This is a genomic window from Actinomycetospora endophytica, assembly GCF_021026375.1.
Lineage (GTDB): Bacteria > Actinomycetota > Actinomycetes > Mycobacteriales > Pseudonocardiaceae > Actinomycetospora > Actinomycetospora endophytica.
The window spans coordinates 729188-746566 of sequence record NZ_JAJNDB010000001.1 but is presented as its reverse complement, the minus strand read 5'-3'; the positions used below and the strand labels follow the sequence as shown (position 1 = coordinate 746566).

At 75.1% G+C, this 17379-nt stretch carries 12 protein-coding genes; 5 read left to right on the top strand and 7 right to left on the bottom strand.

Going from position 1 to position 17379, the window contains the following annotated elements; translation table 11 throughout:
• Window positions 1–55: 55 nt before the first annotated feature.
• The 4 genes from LQ327_RS03565 to LQ327_RS03550 form a co-directional block, all read right to left on the bottom strand.
• Window positions 56–1639: a serine/threonine-protein kinase gene (locus tag LQ327_RS03565; protein ID WP_230730157.1), complete on the bottom strand. Its 1584-nt coding sequence runs from the start codon at window positions 1637–1639 to the stop codon at window positions 56–58.
• A 122-nt stretch (window positions 1640–1761) separates the two neighbouring features.
• Window positions 1762–3570 (bottom strand): hypothetical protein, encoded by a 1809-nt coding sequence (locus tag LQ327_RS03560; RefSeq protein ID WP_230730149.1) that lies wholly within the window; start codon window positions 3568–3570, stop codon window positions 1762–1764.
• A gap of 326 nt (window positions 3571–3896) precedes the next feature.
• Entirely contained in the window at window positions 3897–4220 is a 324-nt protein-coding gene (locus LQ327_RS03555) for a hypothetical protein (protein ID WP_230730147.1), read from the bottom strand.
• 57 nt (window positions 4221–4277) lie between these two features.
• A complete protein-coding gene (locus LQ327_RS03550) occupies window positions 4278–4625 on the bottom strand; it encodes a chorismate mutase (protein ID WP_308286241.1) in 348 nt (115 codons plus the stop codon).
• A gap of 275 nt (window positions 4626–4900) precedes the next feature.
• Here LQ327_RS03550 and pcrA point away from each other — a divergent pair, with 275 nt between their 5' ends.
• The gene (pcrA, locus tag LQ327_RS03545; RefSeq protein ID WP_372460595.1) at window positions 4901–7426 is read left to right on the top strand and encodes a DNA helicase PcrA; all 2526 of its coding nucleotides are present in this window, start codon (window positions 4901–4903) and stop codon (window positions 7424–7426) included.
• A 97-nt stretch (window positions 7427–7523) separates the two neighbouring features.
• On the opposite strand, the gene LQ327_RS03540 is transcribed toward pcrA, so the two are convergent.
• The 3 genes from LQ327_RS03540 to LQ327_RS03530 all read right to left on the bottom strand — a co-directional run bounded on the left by LQ327_RS03540 (window position 7524) and on the right by LQ327_RS03530 (window position 10903).
• Entirely contained in the window at window positions 7524–8498 is a 975-nt protein-coding gene (locus LQ327_RS03540; protein ID WP_230730145.1) for an aldo/keto reductase, read from the bottom strand.
• Window positions 8499–8550: 52 nt separating this feature from the next.
• A complete protein-coding gene (locus tag LQ327_RS03535; protein WP_308286240.1) occupies window positions 8551–9546 on the bottom strand; it encodes a peptidoglycan DD-metalloendopeptidase family protein in 996 nt (331 codons plus the stop codon).
• Between the two features lie 382 nt (window positions 9547–9928).
• A complete protein-coding gene (locus tag LQ327_RS03530) occupies window positions 9929–10903 on the bottom strand; it encodes an esterase/lipase family protein (protein WP_230730143.1) in 975 nt (324 codons plus the stop codon).
• A 151-nt stretch (window positions 10904–11054) separates the two neighbouring features.
• On the opposite strand from LQ327_RS03530, the gene LQ327_RS03525 reads away from it, so the two are divergent.
• The 4 genes from LQ327_RS03525 to LQ327_RS03510 all read left to right on the top strand — a co-directional run bounded on the left by LQ327_RS03525 (window position 11055) and on the right by LQ327_RS03510 (window position 17229).
• Window positions 11055–13040 carry a hypothetical protein gene (locus tag LQ327_RS03525; RefSeq protein WP_230730142.1) on the top strand — a complete coding sequence of 662 codons (1986 nt, stop codon included), beginning with the start codon at window positions 11055–11057 and terminating at the stop codon, window positions 13038–13040.
• Between the two features lie 214 nt (window positions 13041–13254).
• A complete protein-coding gene (gene sucC / locus LQ327_RS03520) occupies window positions 13255–14430 on the top strand; it encodes an ADP-forming succinate--CoA ligase subunit beta (protein ID WP_230730140.1) in 1176 nt (391 codons plus the stop codon).
• A gap of 1 nt (window position 14431) precedes the next feature.
• Window positions 14432–15313, top strand: coding sequence for a succinate--CoA ligase subunit alpha (sucD, locus tag LQ327_RS03515; protein ID WP_230730138.1), 882 nt, complete (start codon window positions 14432–14434; stop codon window positions 15311–15313).
• 98 nt (window positions 15314–15411) lie between these two features.
• On the top strand, window positions 15412–17229 hold the full coding sequence (locus tag LQ327_RS03510; RefSeq protein ID WP_230730137.1) for a DUF5336 domain-containing protein: 1818 nt from the start codon (window positions 15412–15414) through the stop codon (window positions 17227–17229).
• The last annotated feature ends 150 nt before the right edge of the window (window positions 17230–17379 follow it).

Here is a 17379-nt window from a genome sequence, read left to right as displayed (position 1 = left end):
GTGAGCACAAATTGACGCTCTGGCATCAATTTGTGCTCACGAGCGCGGAGCGCACCTACGAGACCGGCTTGTCGGAGTCGATGAGCCACGCCCCGTTGCTGCCCTGCGTCATCCCGAGCTGGTGGGTCTCGCGGACCGCGGCGCGGCCGTGCGGGTTGAACACCAGCGTCGCCCGGACCGTCGACTCGTCGACCGCGGTGGCCTGCGCGACCTGCACCGAGTCGATCGTCGTCCAGAACCCGGAGTAGGCCGCGTACCCGCCCGACGAGACCTGCTGGTCCGGTCCGAGCCGGGCCCAGCCGGCGGCGGGGTTGCCGGCGACGATCCCGTAGTAGTCGCGCACCGCGGCCACCATGGCCGCCTTCGGATCCGCGGCCTGCGTGGTCGTCGGCGCGGAGCCGACGGTGGCGCCGGACGAGGACGAGTCCTGCGTGCTCGACGGCGAGGCGAACAGGACGGCAGCGAGGATGCCGGCCAGCAGCGCCAGGGCGAGGACGGCCACGACGACGATGGTGGTCGGGCGTCGCCGGCCGGCCCTCGGGGCGGCGACCGGGGGCTCGGCGCGCACCGGGCGGGGGCCCGACGAGCCGTTGGCCTGCGGCGGCGGCGTCCGCGGCGGGGTGCCCGGGCCGGGCGCGTCGGCGGGGGCGGGCTCGACGTCGAAGGGGCTGCCACGCCACGTGGCGGGCGGCGGGCCGGAGGAGCGCCCCCGGCCGCCCGGGACGACGGAGTCCGACTCGGCGGAGCGCCGGGAGTCGGGGATGCGCGCGTCGGCCTCGTCGAGGTCCGCCCGGGCCCACCCGGCGGTCGACGCGGTGCCGGCCGAGTGCGCGATGCGGCCCAGCTCGCGGCGGGCCTCGGCCGGGGTCGGGCGCTCGCCCGGATCGGCGCGCAGCAGCCGCATGAGCAGCGCCGTCAGCGGCCCGGCCTGCACCGGCGGGTTCACCGCTCCGGCGGCCACGTTGTGGAGCAGGGCCAGCGCGTTGTCGTCCGAGCCGAAGGGCGGGACGCCCTCGACGGCCGCGTACAGCGTCGCGCCCAGCGAGAACACGTCGGAGGCGAACGTCGAGTCGTCGCCGCGTGCGACCTCCGGGGCGAGGTAGGCGGGCGTTCCGGCGAGCATGCCGGTGCGGGTCAGCGTGAGGTCCCCGGTGGCCCGCGAGATCCCGAAGTCGGTGATCTTGACGGTGCCGTCGGCCCCGATGAGGACGTTCCCGGGCTTCACGTCGCGGTGCACGATGCCGGCCTGGTGGGCGGCGTCGAGGGCGTCGGCGACCTGGCGTCCTATCCGGGCGACCAGCCGCGGGTCGAGCGGGCCCTGCTCGCCGAGCATCGCCGCCAGGCTCCGCGAGGGGAGGTACTCCATGACGAGCCACGGCTCGTCGCCCTCGATGGAGGCGTCGAACACGGAGATGGCGTGGGGGTGCTGCAGCCGGGCCGCGATCCGGCCCTCGCGCAGGGTGCGCTGGCGGACCTCGTCGGCCTCGCTCTGGTCGAGGCCCTGGTTCAGGAAGACCTGCTTGACGGCGACCACGCGGCCGAGCCGCTCGTCGGTCCCGCGCCAGACCACCCCCATCGCGCCCGAGCCGATCCGCTCCTCGAGGCGATACCGCCCGGCGACGACGCGACGAGGTGTCACCGCCCTCCCTCCGCCCGAGCCCCCGGCCCCTGCGGGCCCCGTCGAGGCATCAGGGTAGAGGTCACGACGGGCGGGATCCCACGGTCGGGTGAACTGTGTCCCGGCGGGGGCGGCGGCGGGTCTCAGTTCCCGCCACCGAGCAGGCCGGAGGCCGTGCTGGACACGGCGCCCACGAGGTCACCGGAGCCCTTCGACGAGCCCGAGTCGGAACCGCTCGAGGAGCCGGAGCCGCTCGAGTCGCCGTCCGAGGAGCTCTTCGAGGAGTCCGACGAGGAGGACGAGTCCTTCGACGACCCGGAGGCGTCGGAGGAGGACTTCTGCGAGCCGGAGTCGTTCGGCGTGCTGGCCGAGGAACCGGAGGAGTCCGAGGACCCCGACGACTTCGAGGAGGAGCTGCTCGCGCCGGTGCCCTTCACGACGGTGTCCACGAGGCCGCTGACGGTCCCGGCCGTCTTCGTCACGGTCGAGTCGACCGTGCTCCCCGTCGACGCCTTCGAGGACGTGGACTTCGTGGCGGCCTTCGCCGATCTCGAACCCGACCCCGAGCCCGTCGAACCGGACCCCGTCGAGCCGGTGCCCGCCGACTCCGCACCGTCGACGACGGTGCCGACGAGGCCGCTGACGGTCCCGGTCGTCTTCTCGAGCGTCGGGCCGACGGCGGGGACGCCGGCGGTCGCCTTCCCGAGGTCGGTCACCACCCCGGTGACGGGCGTGGTGACGGACTGCGAGGTGCGGGCGAGGAACTCCGCGGCGGTGCTGGTGACGGTCTGGACCGGCTTCGCGACCGGCGGCGCCAGCGCGCCGACGGTGGAGCCGGTGTCGTTCAGCAGCGTCCCGGTCGTGCCCACCACGCCGGGGCCGGACGGTGCTGCCCCGCCGCCGGTGACGATCGTGACGGCGTCCGAGAGTGTGTTCGTGAGGTCCTTGGTGGTGCCGCCGACCAGCGGGAGCCCGCCGGTCACGGTGCCGAGGCCGTCCACCGTCCCGCCGAGCGAGGCGCCCACCGGGGCGACGACCCCCGTCTGCACCCCGGAGACGACGCTGCCGACGGTTCCGGTCGTGCCGGTGACGAGCCCACCCACCGGGCCGGGCAGGGCCGAGCCGAGCGTGTCCCCGGTGTCGGTGACGAGGCCGCCGACGACCGGGACGAGCGGCACCAGGGGCGAACCGCTGCCCGTGCTGCCGCCACCGGTCCCCGTCCCGCCGCCACCGGCCCCGCCCGTGACGGGCTGCACGGGCGTCGACACGGGCGTGCCGCCGCCGGCGCCCGCGCCGGGCGTCGTCGTGGCGCCTCCCGCACCGACCCCGGGACCGGGGACGGGCGCGGTGGCGGCGGGGGTGCCGGGGAGCGACGTGATGCCCGCACGGGGCGTGGTGCCGGCGAGCAGTCCGCCGAGCGGCCCGCCGGAGGGCAGGCCGAGGCTGGTCGCCGACGTGCTGAAGGCCACGACGAGGGGGTTCGCGATCACCGCGGCGCCGGGCACGCCGGGGACGCCCGGCACCGGGACGACGCTGATCGGCGTCCCGTCCGGTCCGATGCCCGGGGAGTCGTCGACGGGGGGGTTGGACGGTCCGACGACGGCGCCCACCACACCGAGCGCGGTCCCGCCGACCAGCACGGCCGCCGTCGTCACGCGGGTCGCGGCGGCGCCCCGGCGCAGGGCCAGCGGGGCGGCGTGCCGGCGGATGCGGCCGCCGGAGGTGACCACGGCGCCGGGGGCGGAGAAGGACCCGGTGTCGTCACGGAGGACCAGCTCGGACACGGCGATCCCGGTGACGTGCCGACCGGTCCTGCCGCGCTGGTGCGGGGCATCGGGCAGCGGGGGGAGGACGGGATCGTCGGACCCCGCGGTGCCGGTCAGGCCGGCCCACCCGCTCATGCCCCGGCCACGACGTTCGCCGTGGCCGTGCATCGACGCGGAGATGCTCACCGTCGCCACTCCCGAAATGTCAGCCCCCGCCGAACGACTCGCTTCGTGAAGGGACTGTCTACGTGGGAGCGCACGGCCGGCCCAGCCGCCGAGTGGCCGCATGGGGTGATCGACCGCTTTCCGTCGCCGTACGGACAGGCGTCGACACGGACGAGTGGCGTGGGTCTCAACGAGTCGGGCACGGATGAGTGACGGTCGTTCACCGCATGTCACCGACCGTTCGGCGACGCACCGGAGTAGGACGATGACCGTGCGTCGTCACGACCTGTCGCAGAATCCGCCACTCGTCCGGCGCAAGTTCGACCGGACGGGCGAGTCCGGACCGCTCAGACCGACGACCCGGGGTTCGAGAGGCGGCGCCGAGCGGCCTGCAACTGGTTGACGGAGACCAGTCCGATACCGCCACCCAGGAGGAGACCGATAATGTCGGGCGCGATGCCGCCGCTCGTCAGCAGCAGCGCGACGAGGGCGCCGAGCGTGAGCCCACCCGCCGCCGGCAGGCGCTTGCGCGCGTCAGCGACGAGATGTGACGCGCCGGGGCGCTTGTTCGCGACCGACTGCAGCATCAGCAGGTAGCCGCCGTAACCGACCGCGCCGAGCAGGCCGAGGATCGCGACGATGGTCGCGATGAGGTCGATGACCGTTCCCATGACGTCCAGAATGCCAGCTCTGGCGCGTGGTGGGCGTCTGTTCCGGGCCGACCGCCGTCAGCGACTGCCGAGCTTCCCCCGGCCGAGGCGCAGCAGGAGCATCGCGAGCTCGCGACCCTCGGCACCGAGGTCCCGGAACCGGGCGAGGACCTGCATCTCGCGGTTGTAGACGATCCGCGGTCCGCCGGCGTTCATCCGGGCGAGGCCGACGCGCTGGGAGATCTCGGTGCGCCGCTTGACGAGGCGCAGGATCTCGGCGTCGATGGCGTCGATCTCGACCCGCAGATTCGGGATCTCGTCCGCGGTGGCGGGAGTGAGGTCGGCCGGGGCGCCGCCGGGCCCGGGGGCGCTCTCCGGGGCGGCGGGGTCGGTCGTCGTGTCGGTCGAGGTCGGGCTGTCGGTCACGGCGGTGGTCCTCCGAGGGGTCGGAGCCGTCCGGACCCCGGCACGAGAACGCCCCGGGGTCCTCGGACTCCGGGGCGGGTGGTGGGCAGCGACTCAGTCGCGGCGGACCACGGGCACCGGGATCCGGTACCCGTAGAAAAATCGCCGCGGCGCGTGCACGGACGGCAGCGTAGTCCGGCACGGCTCCCCACGCCACGACCCGACGGAGCGTTCCCGGACCACGTGGTCCGGACAGGCCCCGGAGCGTCGGGGGTGGCGGGTAGCGTGACCAGGCGATGAGTAGCACTGACACCGGGTCGGCCCGGGCGTCCCGGCCCAGCGCGGCGGCCGGGCTGGCGGCACGGCTCGCGGGCGCCGCGGGAACCACCGCGCTGCGCCGCACCGGTGCCGAGGAGGCCCCCGCGGGGGCGTCGCGGGAGGACGAGGCCCGCCCGCGGCCGGATCGCCGCCGCGAGCAGCAGGCGGAGTCGCTGCTCGAGGGGATGAACCCCCAGCAGCGCGAGGCCGTCGTGCACTCCGGGTCGCCGCTGCTCATCGTCGCGGGCGCCGGGTCGGGCAAGACCCGGGTGCTCACCCACCGCATCGCCTGGCAGCTCGCCCACGGCGCGCACCCCGGGCAGATCCTGGCCATCACGTTCACCAACAAGGCCGCCGCCGAGATGCGGGAGCGGGTAGCGGCGCTCGTCGGGCGCCGGGCGAACGCGATGTGGGTGTCGACCTTCCATTCCATGTGCGTGCGGATCCTGCGCCGCGAGTACAAGCACCTGGACCTGTCGAGCACCTTCTCGATCTACGACGCGGACGACTCCCGGCGGCTCGTCGCCACGATCACCAAGCAGCTCGACCTCGACCCGAAGCGCTACCCGCCCCGCGGCCTGCTCGGCCAGATCTCGTCGTGGAAGAACGAGCTGACCGACCCGATCACGGCGGCCGAGGCGGCGGGGACCGACTACGAGCGCCGCTGCGCCGAGGTGTACGCGGCCTACCAGCAGCGGCTGCAGTCCTCGAACTCGCTGGACTTCGACGACCTCATCTCCCGCACGGTCGACCTGCTGACCCGGTTCCCCGACGTCGCCGAGCACTACCGGCGCCGCTTCCGGCACGTGCTCGTCGACGAGTACCAGGACACCAACCACGCCCAGTACATGCTGGTGCGGGCGCTGTCGTCGGGTTCCGACGACGGGTCGACCCCGCCGGCCGAGCTGTGCGTGGTCGGCGACGCCGACCAGTCGATCTACGCGTTCCGCGGCGCCACGATCCGCAACATCGTCGAGTTCGAGCGGGACTACCCCGAGGCCCGCACCATCCTGCTGGAGCAGAACTACCGCTCCAGCCAGCGGATCCTCACCGCCGCGAACGGGGTGATCGCCCGCAACTCCGACCGCCGCGACAAGCGCCTGTGGACCGACTCCGGCGACGGCGAGAAGGTCGTCGGCTACGTCGCCGACAACGAGCACGACGAGGCCGCCTTCGTCGCCGCGGAGATCGACCGGCTCGTCGACGGCGGCGAGGTCCGCTTCGGCGAGGTGGCCGTCTTCTACCGGACCAACGCCCAGTCCCGGGTCTTCGAGGACGTGTTCGTCCGCCTCGGGATGCCGTACAAGATCGTCGGCGGGGTCCGGTTCTACGAGCGCCGCGAGGTCCGCGACGCGATGGCCTACCTCAAGGTGCTGTCCAACCCCGAGGACACCGTCTCACTGCGGCGCATCCTCAACGTGCCCAAGCGCGGCATCGGGGACCGCGCGGAGTCGGTGGTGGCCGACCACGCGGAGCGCGAGCACGTCACCTTCGCGGCCGCCCTGCGCCGGGCCGCCGCGGGCGAGGTGCACGGCCTGGCCACCCGCTCGCAGCGCAGCATCGCCGAGTTCGTGGAGATGCTCGACGCGCTGGCCGAGGGGGTCGCGAGCGGCGAGGAGGTCGCCGACACCCTCGACGCGGTGCTCGACAAGACCGGCTACCGCGCCGAGCTCGAGAACTCCGAGGACCCGCAGGAGCAGTCGCGCCTGGAGAACCTGACCGAGTTGGTGAGCGTCGCGCGGGAGTTCGTCGGGGACGCCCGGGCCGCCGCGGCGGTCGCGGAGGAGGCCCAGGCCGACGGCGCGGCCGAGGTGCCCGCCGGCGTGGTGCCGGCCGTCGACGGGCTGCCCGAGCCGGGCTCGCTCGAGGCGTTCCTGGAGCGGGTGTCGCTGGTGGCCGACGCCGACTCGATCCCCGACGGCGGCGACGGCGTCGTCACGCTCATGACGCTGCACACCGCGAAGGGCCTCGAGTTCCCGGTCGTGTTCCTCACCGGCTGGGAGGACGGCGTGTTCCCGCACCAGCGGGCGCTGGCCGACCCCACGGAGCTCTCCGAGGAGCGCCGGCTCGCCTACGTCGGGATCACCCGCGCGCAGCAGCGGCTCTACGTGTCCCGGGCGCTGATGCGCTCGGCGTTCGGCCAACCGCAGGCCAACCCGCCGTCACGGTTCCTCGACGAGCTGCCCGACGACGTCGTCGACTGGCGGCGCAGCGGTCCCGAGCGCTCGGCCCCCAGCGCGCGGACCAGCTTCGGCTCGGGCCGTAGCTGGGGCCGCGACCTCACGGGCGCCGCGTCCCGGCCGTCGCCGATGCGCTCGTCGGGCTCGAACGCGCCGACCCTGCACCTCGAGGTAGGGGACCGCGTCAGTCACGACAAGTACGGGCTCGGCCTGGTGACGGTCGTCGACGGCGTCGGGTCGAAGGCGACGGCGACCATCGACTTCGGGTCGGCCGGGACGGTGCGTCTGATGCTCATCGGCGGCGTGCCGATGCAGAAGCTGTAGGGCCTGCGGCCGCCCGGCCCCCTGTGGGACGAACGACCCGTTCGTGCACGTAGACGCCACGAACGAGTCGTTCGTCCCCGACGGCGGGGGCCTCGAGTCAGCTGACGCCCTCGGGGGCGGCCCCGCTGACCTCGACCCCGTCGGCGGTGATCTTCTCGATCTCGGCGAGGTCGTCACGGCCGAGCTCGACGTCGACCGCGGCGAGCGAGCGCTCGATGTTGCGCTGCGAGCGGGCGCCGACGATCGCGGTGTCGATGCCGTCCTGGGCGAGCACCCAGGCGATCGCGAGCTGCGAGACCTCGATGCCCTTGTCCGCGGCGAACGAGCGCAGGCGCTCGACGACGGCGAGGTTCGTCCGGAACGTCTCACCGCGGAAGGCGGTGGCCTGGGCGCGCCAGTCGGAGTCCTCGAACGTCGTGCTCTCGTCCATCGTCCCGGTCAGCAGCCCGGAGCCGAGCGGGCTGTAGACCAGCGTGCCGATGTCGTTCTCGCGCACGTAGGGCAGCACGTCGGACTCGATACCCCGGCGGAACAGGTGGTACGGGGGCTGGAGGGTCTCGACGGGACGGCGCAGGTCGAACGCGGCCATCTGCTTCTCGTCGAAGTTGGAGACGCCGACGTGGCGGATCTTGCCCTCGTCGACGAGCTCCTGCAGGTAGCCGGCGGTGTCGGCGAACGGGGTCTGCTCGTCCGGCCAGTGGACCTGGTACAGGTCGATGTGGTCGATCTTCATCGCCCGCAGGCTCGCCTCGACCCCGGAGCGCAGGTACTCGCGGCTCGAGTCACGGGGCCGGTCGGTGCCCGGGTTGATGCCGCCCTTCGTGGCGATCACCACGGAGTCGCGGTCGTGGTCGAGCTCGTGGCGCAGGGCGTTCGCGAGGACCTCCTCGGACTCGCCGAAGCCGTAGGCCTGGGCGGTGTCGAAGAAGTTGACGCCGAGCTCGCGGGCGTGGCGGATCGCGCCCTGCGCGGCGTCGACGTCGTAGGAGCCCCACTCGCCCGAGACCTGCCAGGTCCCGAACGCGATCCGGGAGACCTCGAGCTCGGTGCGGCCCAATCGCGTGTACTTCATAGGTCCAGCGTGCCCGCCTCCACGGCCCGCGTAACCGTGACGCGCGTCGGTCTCAGTCCTGCGCGGCGCCCAGCGAGATGCCCCGCTCCGCCAGCCACGGCAGCGGGTTGATCTTGGTGCCGCTCGGGGTCCACACCTCGAAGTGCAGGTGGGGGCCGGTGGACTGGCCGCGGTTGCCGATCTCGGCGATCTCCTGGCCCGCCTTCACCGTCTGGCCCTTCTTCACGTAGGACCGGTTCACGTGGCCGTAGACGTTGATCGTGCCGTCGTCGAGCTGCACCCGGACCCACATCCCGAACCCGCTGGCCGGGCCGGAGTCGACGACGGTGCCGCCCGCGGCGGCCACGATCGGGGTGCCGATCGCGTTCGCGATGTCGACGCCCTTGTGCGAGGTGCCCCAGCGGGCGCCGAAGCCCGAGGTGAAGCGGCCCTCCGCGGGCTTGACGAACTTCGGGGCCCGAGCGGCGGCCTCACGCGCGGCGGCGTCGTCGGCGATCTTGTGGGCCTTGGCGAGGGACGCGGCGTGCGGGGCGGATGCCTGGTCGGCGGCGGGCGCCACGGCCATGACGCCGGTCGTGGCGGCGTCGAGCGCATCGGTTCCGGCGGCGGGGGTGGCGCCCTGCGGGCTCGTCGGGTTGCTCGGGCCGGCGGCAGCGTTCGCCGCGGACAGGGCGAGGTCGGCGCGCGTCTCGCCGGTCGGCGCGTCGAGGCCGGTGGCGAGGCTGTGACCCGCCGTCGCCAGCGCCCCGGCGGCCACGGCGGCGACCGCGAGCCGGCCGGTCAGGGGGCCCTGGCGGCGGGTCCCCCGAGGGTCGTCGTCGCGGGCCGGGCCGGCGGTCGGCGCCCCGGGTCGCAGGTCGGCCGGGGAGCGGGGCGGCAGGGAAGGTGCCCGCCCGGAGCCGCCGACGAAGTGCGCGGTGTCCCCGGTGGGGTGCGCCGTCCGGCCGGCGTCGGGGTTCGCGACGGGCCGTCGGGGTCCGTCGGGGACCCGCGGTCCGTCGGGGAACCGCGGCCTGGCGCCGAACGTGCCGGGGCCGGCGCCGGGCACGCCGGCGAGGGCGGGAGTGCCGAACCCGGCGAGGGCGCCGAATCCGCGGGGAGCACTCGGGGGAGCGAACGGAGTCTGGCGGGGGGAGCTGTGACGCGCCAAGACCATCCTTCCGCGAGGGTCGGGGCCGGGCGCGGACGGCGTGGCGTGGGGGCGCCGGGGAAGGATCGTCGGGGTCGATCCGTGAGCCGTTCGTGACCGCACCGTGATGCTGGACCACCGGACCGTGTCACGGAATCCCAAGTTCCGGCAAACTCCGGACCACGACTTCACCGGGTCACACGCCGTGCGCACCTCCCTACGCGCCGAGCGGTATTCGTCGCCGCGGGTGACGGAGGGAACCGCGCGACGAGCGGGACGTCCCGCGCGGGCGAGCCCGGGATCAGCCGGCGGCGGCCGCGTCCCCGGCCCGCTCGGCGGCGCGCTCGCGGGTCGGCCGGGTCCCGCTGAGCGCGCACGTCACCAGGTGCACGACCTCGGGGTCGATCGTCATCGCCATGTGCCCGACGTGGCCCAGGCGGACGTTCGTGACCTGCAGGTCGGGGTGCTCGAGGCGGGCGTTGCGCTGCGGGATGATCAGCTGGTCCATGCGGCTCCAGACCGCGAGGAACCGCGTCCGGCACCCGGGCGCCGGCTCGGTGAGCTCGGTCAGCAGGTCCGAGCCGGGCTGGAGCTGACGGGGCACGACGGTCGGCGGCAGCAGGTGCGCGATGTACGAGCCCTGGTGCGGGGTGCCGAGCGTGACCAGCGTGTCGACGCGCTCGTCCCCGCCGAGGCGCTGCACGTAGTACCGGGCGATGAGCCCGCCGAGCGAGTGGCCGATGACGTGCACCCGGTCCACCCCGGCGACGGCGCACATCCGCTCGACGTGCTCGCCGAGGTCCCGTGCCGCGGCGCGGATGTCCCCGGTGAACGCCGTCATCGGGCTGTAGTTGACGCCCTGGACGGTGCCGTGGCCGCGCCGGCGCAGCACGCGGGCGAGGTGCACGAAGATCGAACGGTTGTCGACGATGCCGTGCACCAGCAGCACCGGCGTCGCCGAGCCGTCGAGGTCGGACACCAGCCGGGAGCGCTCGCCGGGGGGCAGGGTGTCGGTTCGGTGGTGCGCGTGGACGCCGCCGGGACGCAACGCCTCGTCGAGCAGTCCCCACGGGTAGACCGACAGGTGCACGGCCGTGTAGGCGAGTTCGACGGCGACGCCGCGCAGGCCCCGCGGGACGCCCATGGTGCGGGCGACGTAGGAGATCCCGTTCCACGCGGTCGAGGCCAGCGACCCGAGCGAGCTCGGCGCGGGCGCCGGCACGTCCAGCTCGTCGGCCGTCGCCTCCGTCGGCGACATGACCCCGGTCACGTCCATGAGAGTGACGTTAGGACACGTTCACCGGCGTGTCGCGTCGACCCCGTCGACTGATCGATCAAGCTGGTGTTCTCCCCAGCGACGGAGGGGCGATGGCCGCAGGTACGGGTGTGTGCGCGAACCCTCCGGGCGCCTCTTTAGTCTGCCCCCGATGACGGCTACTCCGGCCGACGCCGGGGCGCGGCCCCCCGGTCCCGCTCCGACCGGCCCGACCAGGCCCGGGCCCGGCGGCCCGGCACCGGGGCACTCCGCCCGGGCGTGGTGGGCCGCCGTCGCGCTCGTCGTCCTCGCGGTGGGCCTGCGCGTGGCGGTCGCCGTGATCGCCCCGGGGCCGCTCGGTGCGCCGGTCCGCGCGGCCGGGGTGCTCGCGCCGCTGGTCGGGCTGGTCGCCGCGGTGGCCCCCGGACTCGCCACCCGACGGGCACGGCGGACCCCGGGAGCCGCGTCGCTGGCCGCCCCGGCGGCGCTCGGGGCGCTCGGCGCGGGCGGGCTGCTCATCGACCTGACACTGCTCCTCGACCCGGAGTCGGCGGCACGCCCCGACGTCCTGCCCACCGGCACCTCGACGCTGCCCCCGGTGCTCGCCGTGGCCCTCGTGGCCGCGGACGTGGCCCTCGTCGCCGCGACGGTCGTCGCGACGGTCGGCCTCGTCGCGCTGACCCGGGTGACGGGCCGCTCGGTGTTCGGCACCCAGCGCGGCGCCTCGCTGCTGCTGCCGGTCACGGGAGCCCTCGTGGCGGCCGGCGGGCTGGTCGCGTCGCCCTTCTCGGTCGCCGGCCCGGGCACCGGGTTCGCGCCGCACGCCGTCCTGGACACCCCCGCGCCCGCCGGGGTGGGCGTCGCCCTGCTCGCCGCGACCGTGGTGGTCGTCGCGCTGCTGCCGGGCGTCCGCGCGTTCGGTACCGGCGACGACGTCCCGGCGCAACGGACGTCGACGGCTGCGGACGAGACGGGGATGCGGGTTCGCCGGGCGGTCCACACCGCGCTCGGCGCCGGCCTGGTCGCCGGCTTCGCCCCGGTGCTGGCGGCCTCGTTCGCGCGGGACGGGCTGGCGGTCTCGCCGGGTGCCGTCCTCGCCGTCGTCGGCGGCCTGCTCGTCATCGGTCTGCCCGCGCGGACCGCGGTGATCCGCTCGCGCGCGGCGGGAGTGATGGCGCTGCTCACTGCGGTCGCCGCCCTGTTCGGCGCGCTCCTGCCGACGCTGTCCGGCACCTCGGACGCCGCGGGGAGCCCGTTCGTGACCGGCACCGGGATCCTGCTGCTGCCCGCGGCCGCGGTGCTCGCCGTGCCCGCTCTGCTCGTCGTCGTGGGGACCCCGCGGGTGGTGGTCCGGGCCCGGCCGACGCTGTCGGTCGCCTGGCTGACGGTGCCCTTCGCCGCCGGACCGGCCCTCGACGTCGTCCTCGCCGGGGTCGACGGGGGCGGCACGCCCGCCGCCGCGCTCGACCCGGGCCTGGGCACGGCCGGCGCGACGGTGCCCCAGGTCGGCGTCGGGACCGGGGGCTGGGCCGTCGTGCTGGCGCTGGTGCTCGCGGCGCTGACCGCGGTGCTCGCCGTCGGGGCCGGGTTCTCGGAGCGGCGCGACGTCGCCGGCGGGTGGGCTCCGCTCGGGGCGCGGCCCGCCGACGGCACCGACACCGTCGAGCCCGACCCGACGATGCTGCCGATGGCCGCGATCGCCGCCGTGCTCGCCGTCCCCGGCTTCGGGGGCCCGCTCGCCCGCGACGCCCTCGCCGCCAACGCGGCCGGCGGCGCGTGGCAGAACCCCGGCGCCGCCGCCTGGGGGTCGCTCGCCGGTGTGATCGGCGTCGCGATCGCCGCGCTGCTCGCGCCGCGGGCCCGGCCCGCGCGGGCGCTCGCGCTGCTCGGTGCGGCGGGTGCGCTGCTCGTCGTCCGGCTCTCCGCACTGGTCCTGACCCCGCCCCGGGCGGGCGAGAGCGTCGGGATCGGGACGTGGGCCGCCGTCGCCTGCCTCGTCATCACGCTCGCGGCCGCCGGTGTGGCGATCATGCGCATCCGCGAGGCCGCCCGGTCCCCCGAGCCTGCTCCATCCGCAGCATCCGTCGCTCCACCGTCCGCACGAGGGGAACCGTCGGGCGGTCAGCGGCCGGGGCACTCACGTGGCGCCGACGGGTGATGTCCGCCCTCGTCACGCCAGGTGTGGCGGGGGTCGCCCCCGGTGCCCCGCCCGGGCCTGCGACACGCCGCTAGGGTCCCCCTCGGTCCCGCCGATCGAGGCCCATGCCGTCCGCCGCCCTCTGGAGGCGGCGGCCCGGGGCTCCACGCCGGGGCGGGACCGCCGCCGGAGTCCACCGACGGATGCTGCCGGTCAGTGATGGAGGAGTTCACGAGTGGACCTGTACGAGTACCAGGCGAAGGACCTCTTCGCCGCACACGGAGTGCCGGTCCTGCCGGGCCGTACCGTCGACACGGCCTCGGACGCCGAGGCCGCCGCGGGTGAGATCGGCGGCGCGGTCGTCGTCAAGGCCCAGGTGAAGGTGGGCGGTCGCGGGAAGGCCGGCGGCGTCAAGCTCGCCGAGAACCCGCCCGAGGCCAAGGAGAAGGCCGAGAAGATCCTCGGCCTCGACATCAAGGGCCACGTCGTGCACCGCGTCCTGGTGACCGAGGCCAGCGACATCGCGGAGGAGTACTACTTCTCCTTCCTGCTCGACCGCTCCAACCGCACCTTCCTCGCCATGGCGTCCGCCGAGGGCGGCATGGAGATCGAGGAGCTCGCCGTCGAGCGCCCCGAGGCCCTGGCCCGGGTGCCGATCGACGCGATCGCCGGGGTCGACAAGGCCAAGGCCGACGAGATCGTCACGAAGGCCAAGCTGCCCGCCGCGGTCGCGGACGAGGCCGCCGAGGTCATCGTCAAGCTGTGGGACACCTTCGTCGGCGAGGACGCCACGCTGGTCGAGGTCAACCCGCTGGTCCGTGACCCGCAGGACAAGATCATCGCCCTCGACGGCAAGGTCACGCTCGACGAGAACGCGGACTTCCGCCACGAGGCGCACGCGGCGCTGGTCGACGAGCGCACCGAGAACCCGCTCGAGGCGAAGGCCAAGGCCAAGGGCCTGAACTACGTCAAGCTCGACGACGGCCAGGTCGGCATCATCGGCAACGGCGCGGGTCTGGTCATGTCGACCCTCGACGTCGTCGCCTACGCCGGTGAGTCGCACGGCGGCATGAAGCCCGCCAACTTCCTCGACATCGGCGGCGGCGCATCGGCCGAGGTCATGGCCGCGGGCCTGGACGTCATCCTCGGTGACTCCGACGTCCGCAGCGTGTTCGTCAACGTGTTCGGCGGGATCACCGCCTGCGACGCGGTCGCGAACGGCATCGTCGAGGCCCTGAAGATCCTGGGCGACGACGCCACGAAGCCGCTGGTCGTCCGCCTGGACGGCAACAACGTCGACGAGGGCCGCCGGATCCTCGCCGAGGCGAACCACCCGCTGGTCACGGTGGTGGGCACGATGGACGACGCGGCCGCCAAGGCCGCCGAGCTCGCCGCGAAGGCTGGTGCGTGAGATGTCGATCTTCCTCAACGAGAACAGCAAGGTCATCGTCCAGGGCCTGACCGGGTCCGAGGGCATGAAGCACGGCCGCAAGATGCTCGCGTCGGGCACGCAGCTCGTCGGCGGCGTCAACGCGCGCAAGGCCGGGACCTCGGTCGACGTCGACGGCACTTCGGTGCCGATCTTCGGCGGGGTCGAGGAGGCCATGAAGGAGACCGGGGCGGACGTCTCGGTGCTCTTCGTGCCCCCGAAGTTCGCCAAGGACGCCGCGGTCGAGGCCATCGACGCCGGCATCGGGCTCGCCGTCGTGATCACCGAGGGCATCCCGGTGCACGACTCGGCGTGGTTCTGGGCGCACGCCTGCGCCAACGGCAACCGCACCCGGATCATCGGCCCGAACTGCCCCGGCATCATCTCGCCCGGGCGCTCGCTCGCCGGCATCATCCCGGCGAACATCTCGGGCCCCGGGAAGATGGGTCTGGTGTCGAAGTCCGGCACGCTGACCTACCAGATGATGTACGAACTGCGGGACGTCGGCTTCTCGACCGGTATCGGCATCGGCGGCGACCCGATCATCGGGACGACCCACATCGACGCTCTCGAGGCCTTCGAGTCCGACCCCGAGACCGAGGCCATCGTCATGATCGGTGAGATCGGTGGCGACGCCGAGGAGCGCGCGGCGGACTTCATCAAGTCCAACGTGACGAAGCCTGTCGTCGGCTACGTCGCCGGGTTCACCGCACCCGAGGGCAAGACCATGGGCCACGCCGGCGCGATCGTGTCCGGCTCCGCCGGCACCGCGCAGGCGAAGAAGGAGGCTCTCGAGGCGGCGGGCGTGAAGGTCGGCAAGACGCCGACCGAGACCGCCGACCTCGCCCGTTCCCTCGTCTCCTAGGGGCGGGATGTAGCAGGCTGGGCCGCCGGACCGGCCGCGTCGGACGTGACGCGGCCGGTCCGAACGCCGACGAAGCCGTCCCCCGGGGAGGACATCCCATGAGTGCAGGACCCACGAGCTCCGGTCCGTCGGGGTCCCCGGGATGGGGTGGCCAGCCCCATCCGCAGGCGCCGGGTGCCCACGAAGCCGACCCCACTGCCGCGTCCGGACCCGCCGCGGCGGGCCCGCCCTCGCAGCCCGGACAAGCGGTCGGACCACCCAGCAGGCCGTTCGGCGGCGTCTCCCCCTACGGCGGCTCGTCGTGGGCCGGCGCGGGCGGGCCGGGGTCCGGGCCCGCGCCGTCGGGCGGGCAGCATCAGCCGGGCCAGGGTGGTCAGCCGGGCCAGGCCGGACAGCCGGGCCAGGCCGGGCCGTCCTGGGGCCGTCCCGCGCCTCCGCCCACCCCCTCGCGCGGCGTGCCCGCCGAGCGCCAGAGCCCCGGCGTGAATCCCGCCGCCGCGGTCACCGTCCCCGCCGCTCCCGCGGCGACGCCCGGGTCGTCGTCAGCGGCGTCGTCGGCGTCCGGTGGCTCCGCGACCGCCGCGAGCGGGGTGCCGACGGGCCTCGGCCGCACCGCCGCCCTCGCCGCCGCGGGTCTGGGCGTCCTGTCCTTCCTCGCGACGTTCCTCACCAGCTTCGACCCGGCCGGTCTGCTGCCCGCGCTCGTGCTCGCGGGCGGACTGACCGTCGGGGTCGCGGTGCTGCCCGCCGCTCCGCGCACCGTGCTGCCCGGCGCGGTCGTCGCCGTGACCGCGGCGCTGGTCAGCCTGCAGACGCTCTCGGTGACCGACGGCTTCGACATCGTCGTCGTGGTGCTCGCGATCCTCGCTGCGGCCGCCGCGGTGGTCGCGGCGCTCTCCGCCGTCGGGCTGCTCTCCGGAGTCGGCCGGGCGTCGTCGGCCGGGGGATCGGTGGCGGCGAACACCCCGCCCGCGTTCGCGGACCAGCCGCGGTCGGCGCCGGCGGCTCCGGGCCGGGGCGCGCCGCCGTCGGGCGGCCCGCAGCAGCGGCAGCCCGGTCAGCCGTTCGCCGGGGCGCCGTACGGCGGGGCCGCCTCCGGGCCGTTCCCGGCGCCGAGCGAGCAGCCCACGCAGCGCGTCGGGCAGTCGTCGGGGCCGACCGGGCCGGCCTCCGCCCCGACGCACGCCGTGGGTCCGCAGGGGTCGTCGCCCGGCCGTCCGTGGCCGTCGTCGGCGGGCCCGTCCGGGACGTCGGCGGCGGACGACCCGTCCGCGCGGACCCAGGTCGTGCGCACCTCGGGGTCGACCGCGTCCACGACGGAGCAGGGGGCCTCGTCAGCCACCACCACCCCGGCGGGCTCGTCCGCCTCCGGAGCGGCGGGTGCCGTCGCGGACCCGGGCTCCTCGGGTGCCATCCCGGCCCCGACCGCCTCGGGATCGGCTCCCGCGTCGGGGTCGTCGGGTGCGATCCCCGCACCGGGGACGTCGGGCGGGATTCCCTCGCCGTCCGTGACCCCGGTCAACGACGGCCGCACGACCCCGACCGCCGGTCGGGAGCCCGCGGGCCGGACGACGGACACCCCGGCGGGCGGTTCGGCGGCGGCGACGTCCGCGGAGCAGTCCGGGTCGCGGGCATCGGCGGCGGAGGGCCGCCTGCCCGCCTCCGCCATGCTCGCCGGTGATCCCGTCGCGGCGGAGCGCCCGCAGGCCACCGGGGCGCCCACCCCGCCGTCGGGGGAGCACGCCGTCCGTCCGGGGACCGCCGACGAGTCGGGGTCCGGCTCGGGGGAGGACACCCCGCCGTCGGGGATCCCGCGCGCCGACTGGGGCGTCCCGCCCCGCCGCTCGGACGCCACCACCGAGGCGACGGGCGACGACACCGGCCGCGACCGCCCCGGCGCCCACGAGGCCGGCTGAGTCCACGGCGATCGCCGGCGGTCGCCCTGTCGTCAGGGGTGACCGGGGCCGGCCTCAGGAGAGCGGGACGGGGCCGGGCCTGGGAGGCAGCGGTCGGCTGAGGCCGACCCGGCGTGGCAGCCGGGTGTGCCCGGCACCGGGTGGAATCGT

Bases quoted from the DNA above. Each gene is read 5' to 3' on its own strand.
- LQ327_RS03555 (WP_230730147.1), bottom strand. From the start codon at position 4,220: ATGGGAACGGTCATCGACCTCATCGCGACCATCGTCGCGATCCTCGGC.
- pcrA (WP_372460595.1), top strand. From the start codon at position 4,901: ATGAGTAGCACTGACACCGGGTCGGCCCGGGCGTCCCGGCCCAGCGCG.
- LQ327_RS03540 (WP_230730145.1), bottom strand. From the start codon at position 8,498: ATGAAGTACACGCGATTGGGCCGCACCGAGCTCGAGGTCTCCCGGATC.
- LQ327_RS03530 (WP_230730143.1), bottom strand. From the start codon at position 10,903: ATGGACGTGACCGGGGTCATGTCGCCGACGGAGGCGACGGCCGACGAG.
- LQ327_RS03525 (WP_230730142.1), top strand. From the start codon at position 11,055: ATGACGGCTACTCCGGCCGACGCCGGGGCGCGGCCCCCCGGTCCCGCT.
- sucD (WP_230730138.1), top strand. From the start codon at position 14,432: ATGTCGATCTTCCTCAACGAGAACAGCAAGGTCATCGTCCAGGGCCTG.
- LQ327_RS03510 (WP_230730137.1), top strand. From the start codon at position 15,412: ATGAGTGCAGGACCCACGAGCTCCGGTCCGTCGGGGTCCCCGGGATGG.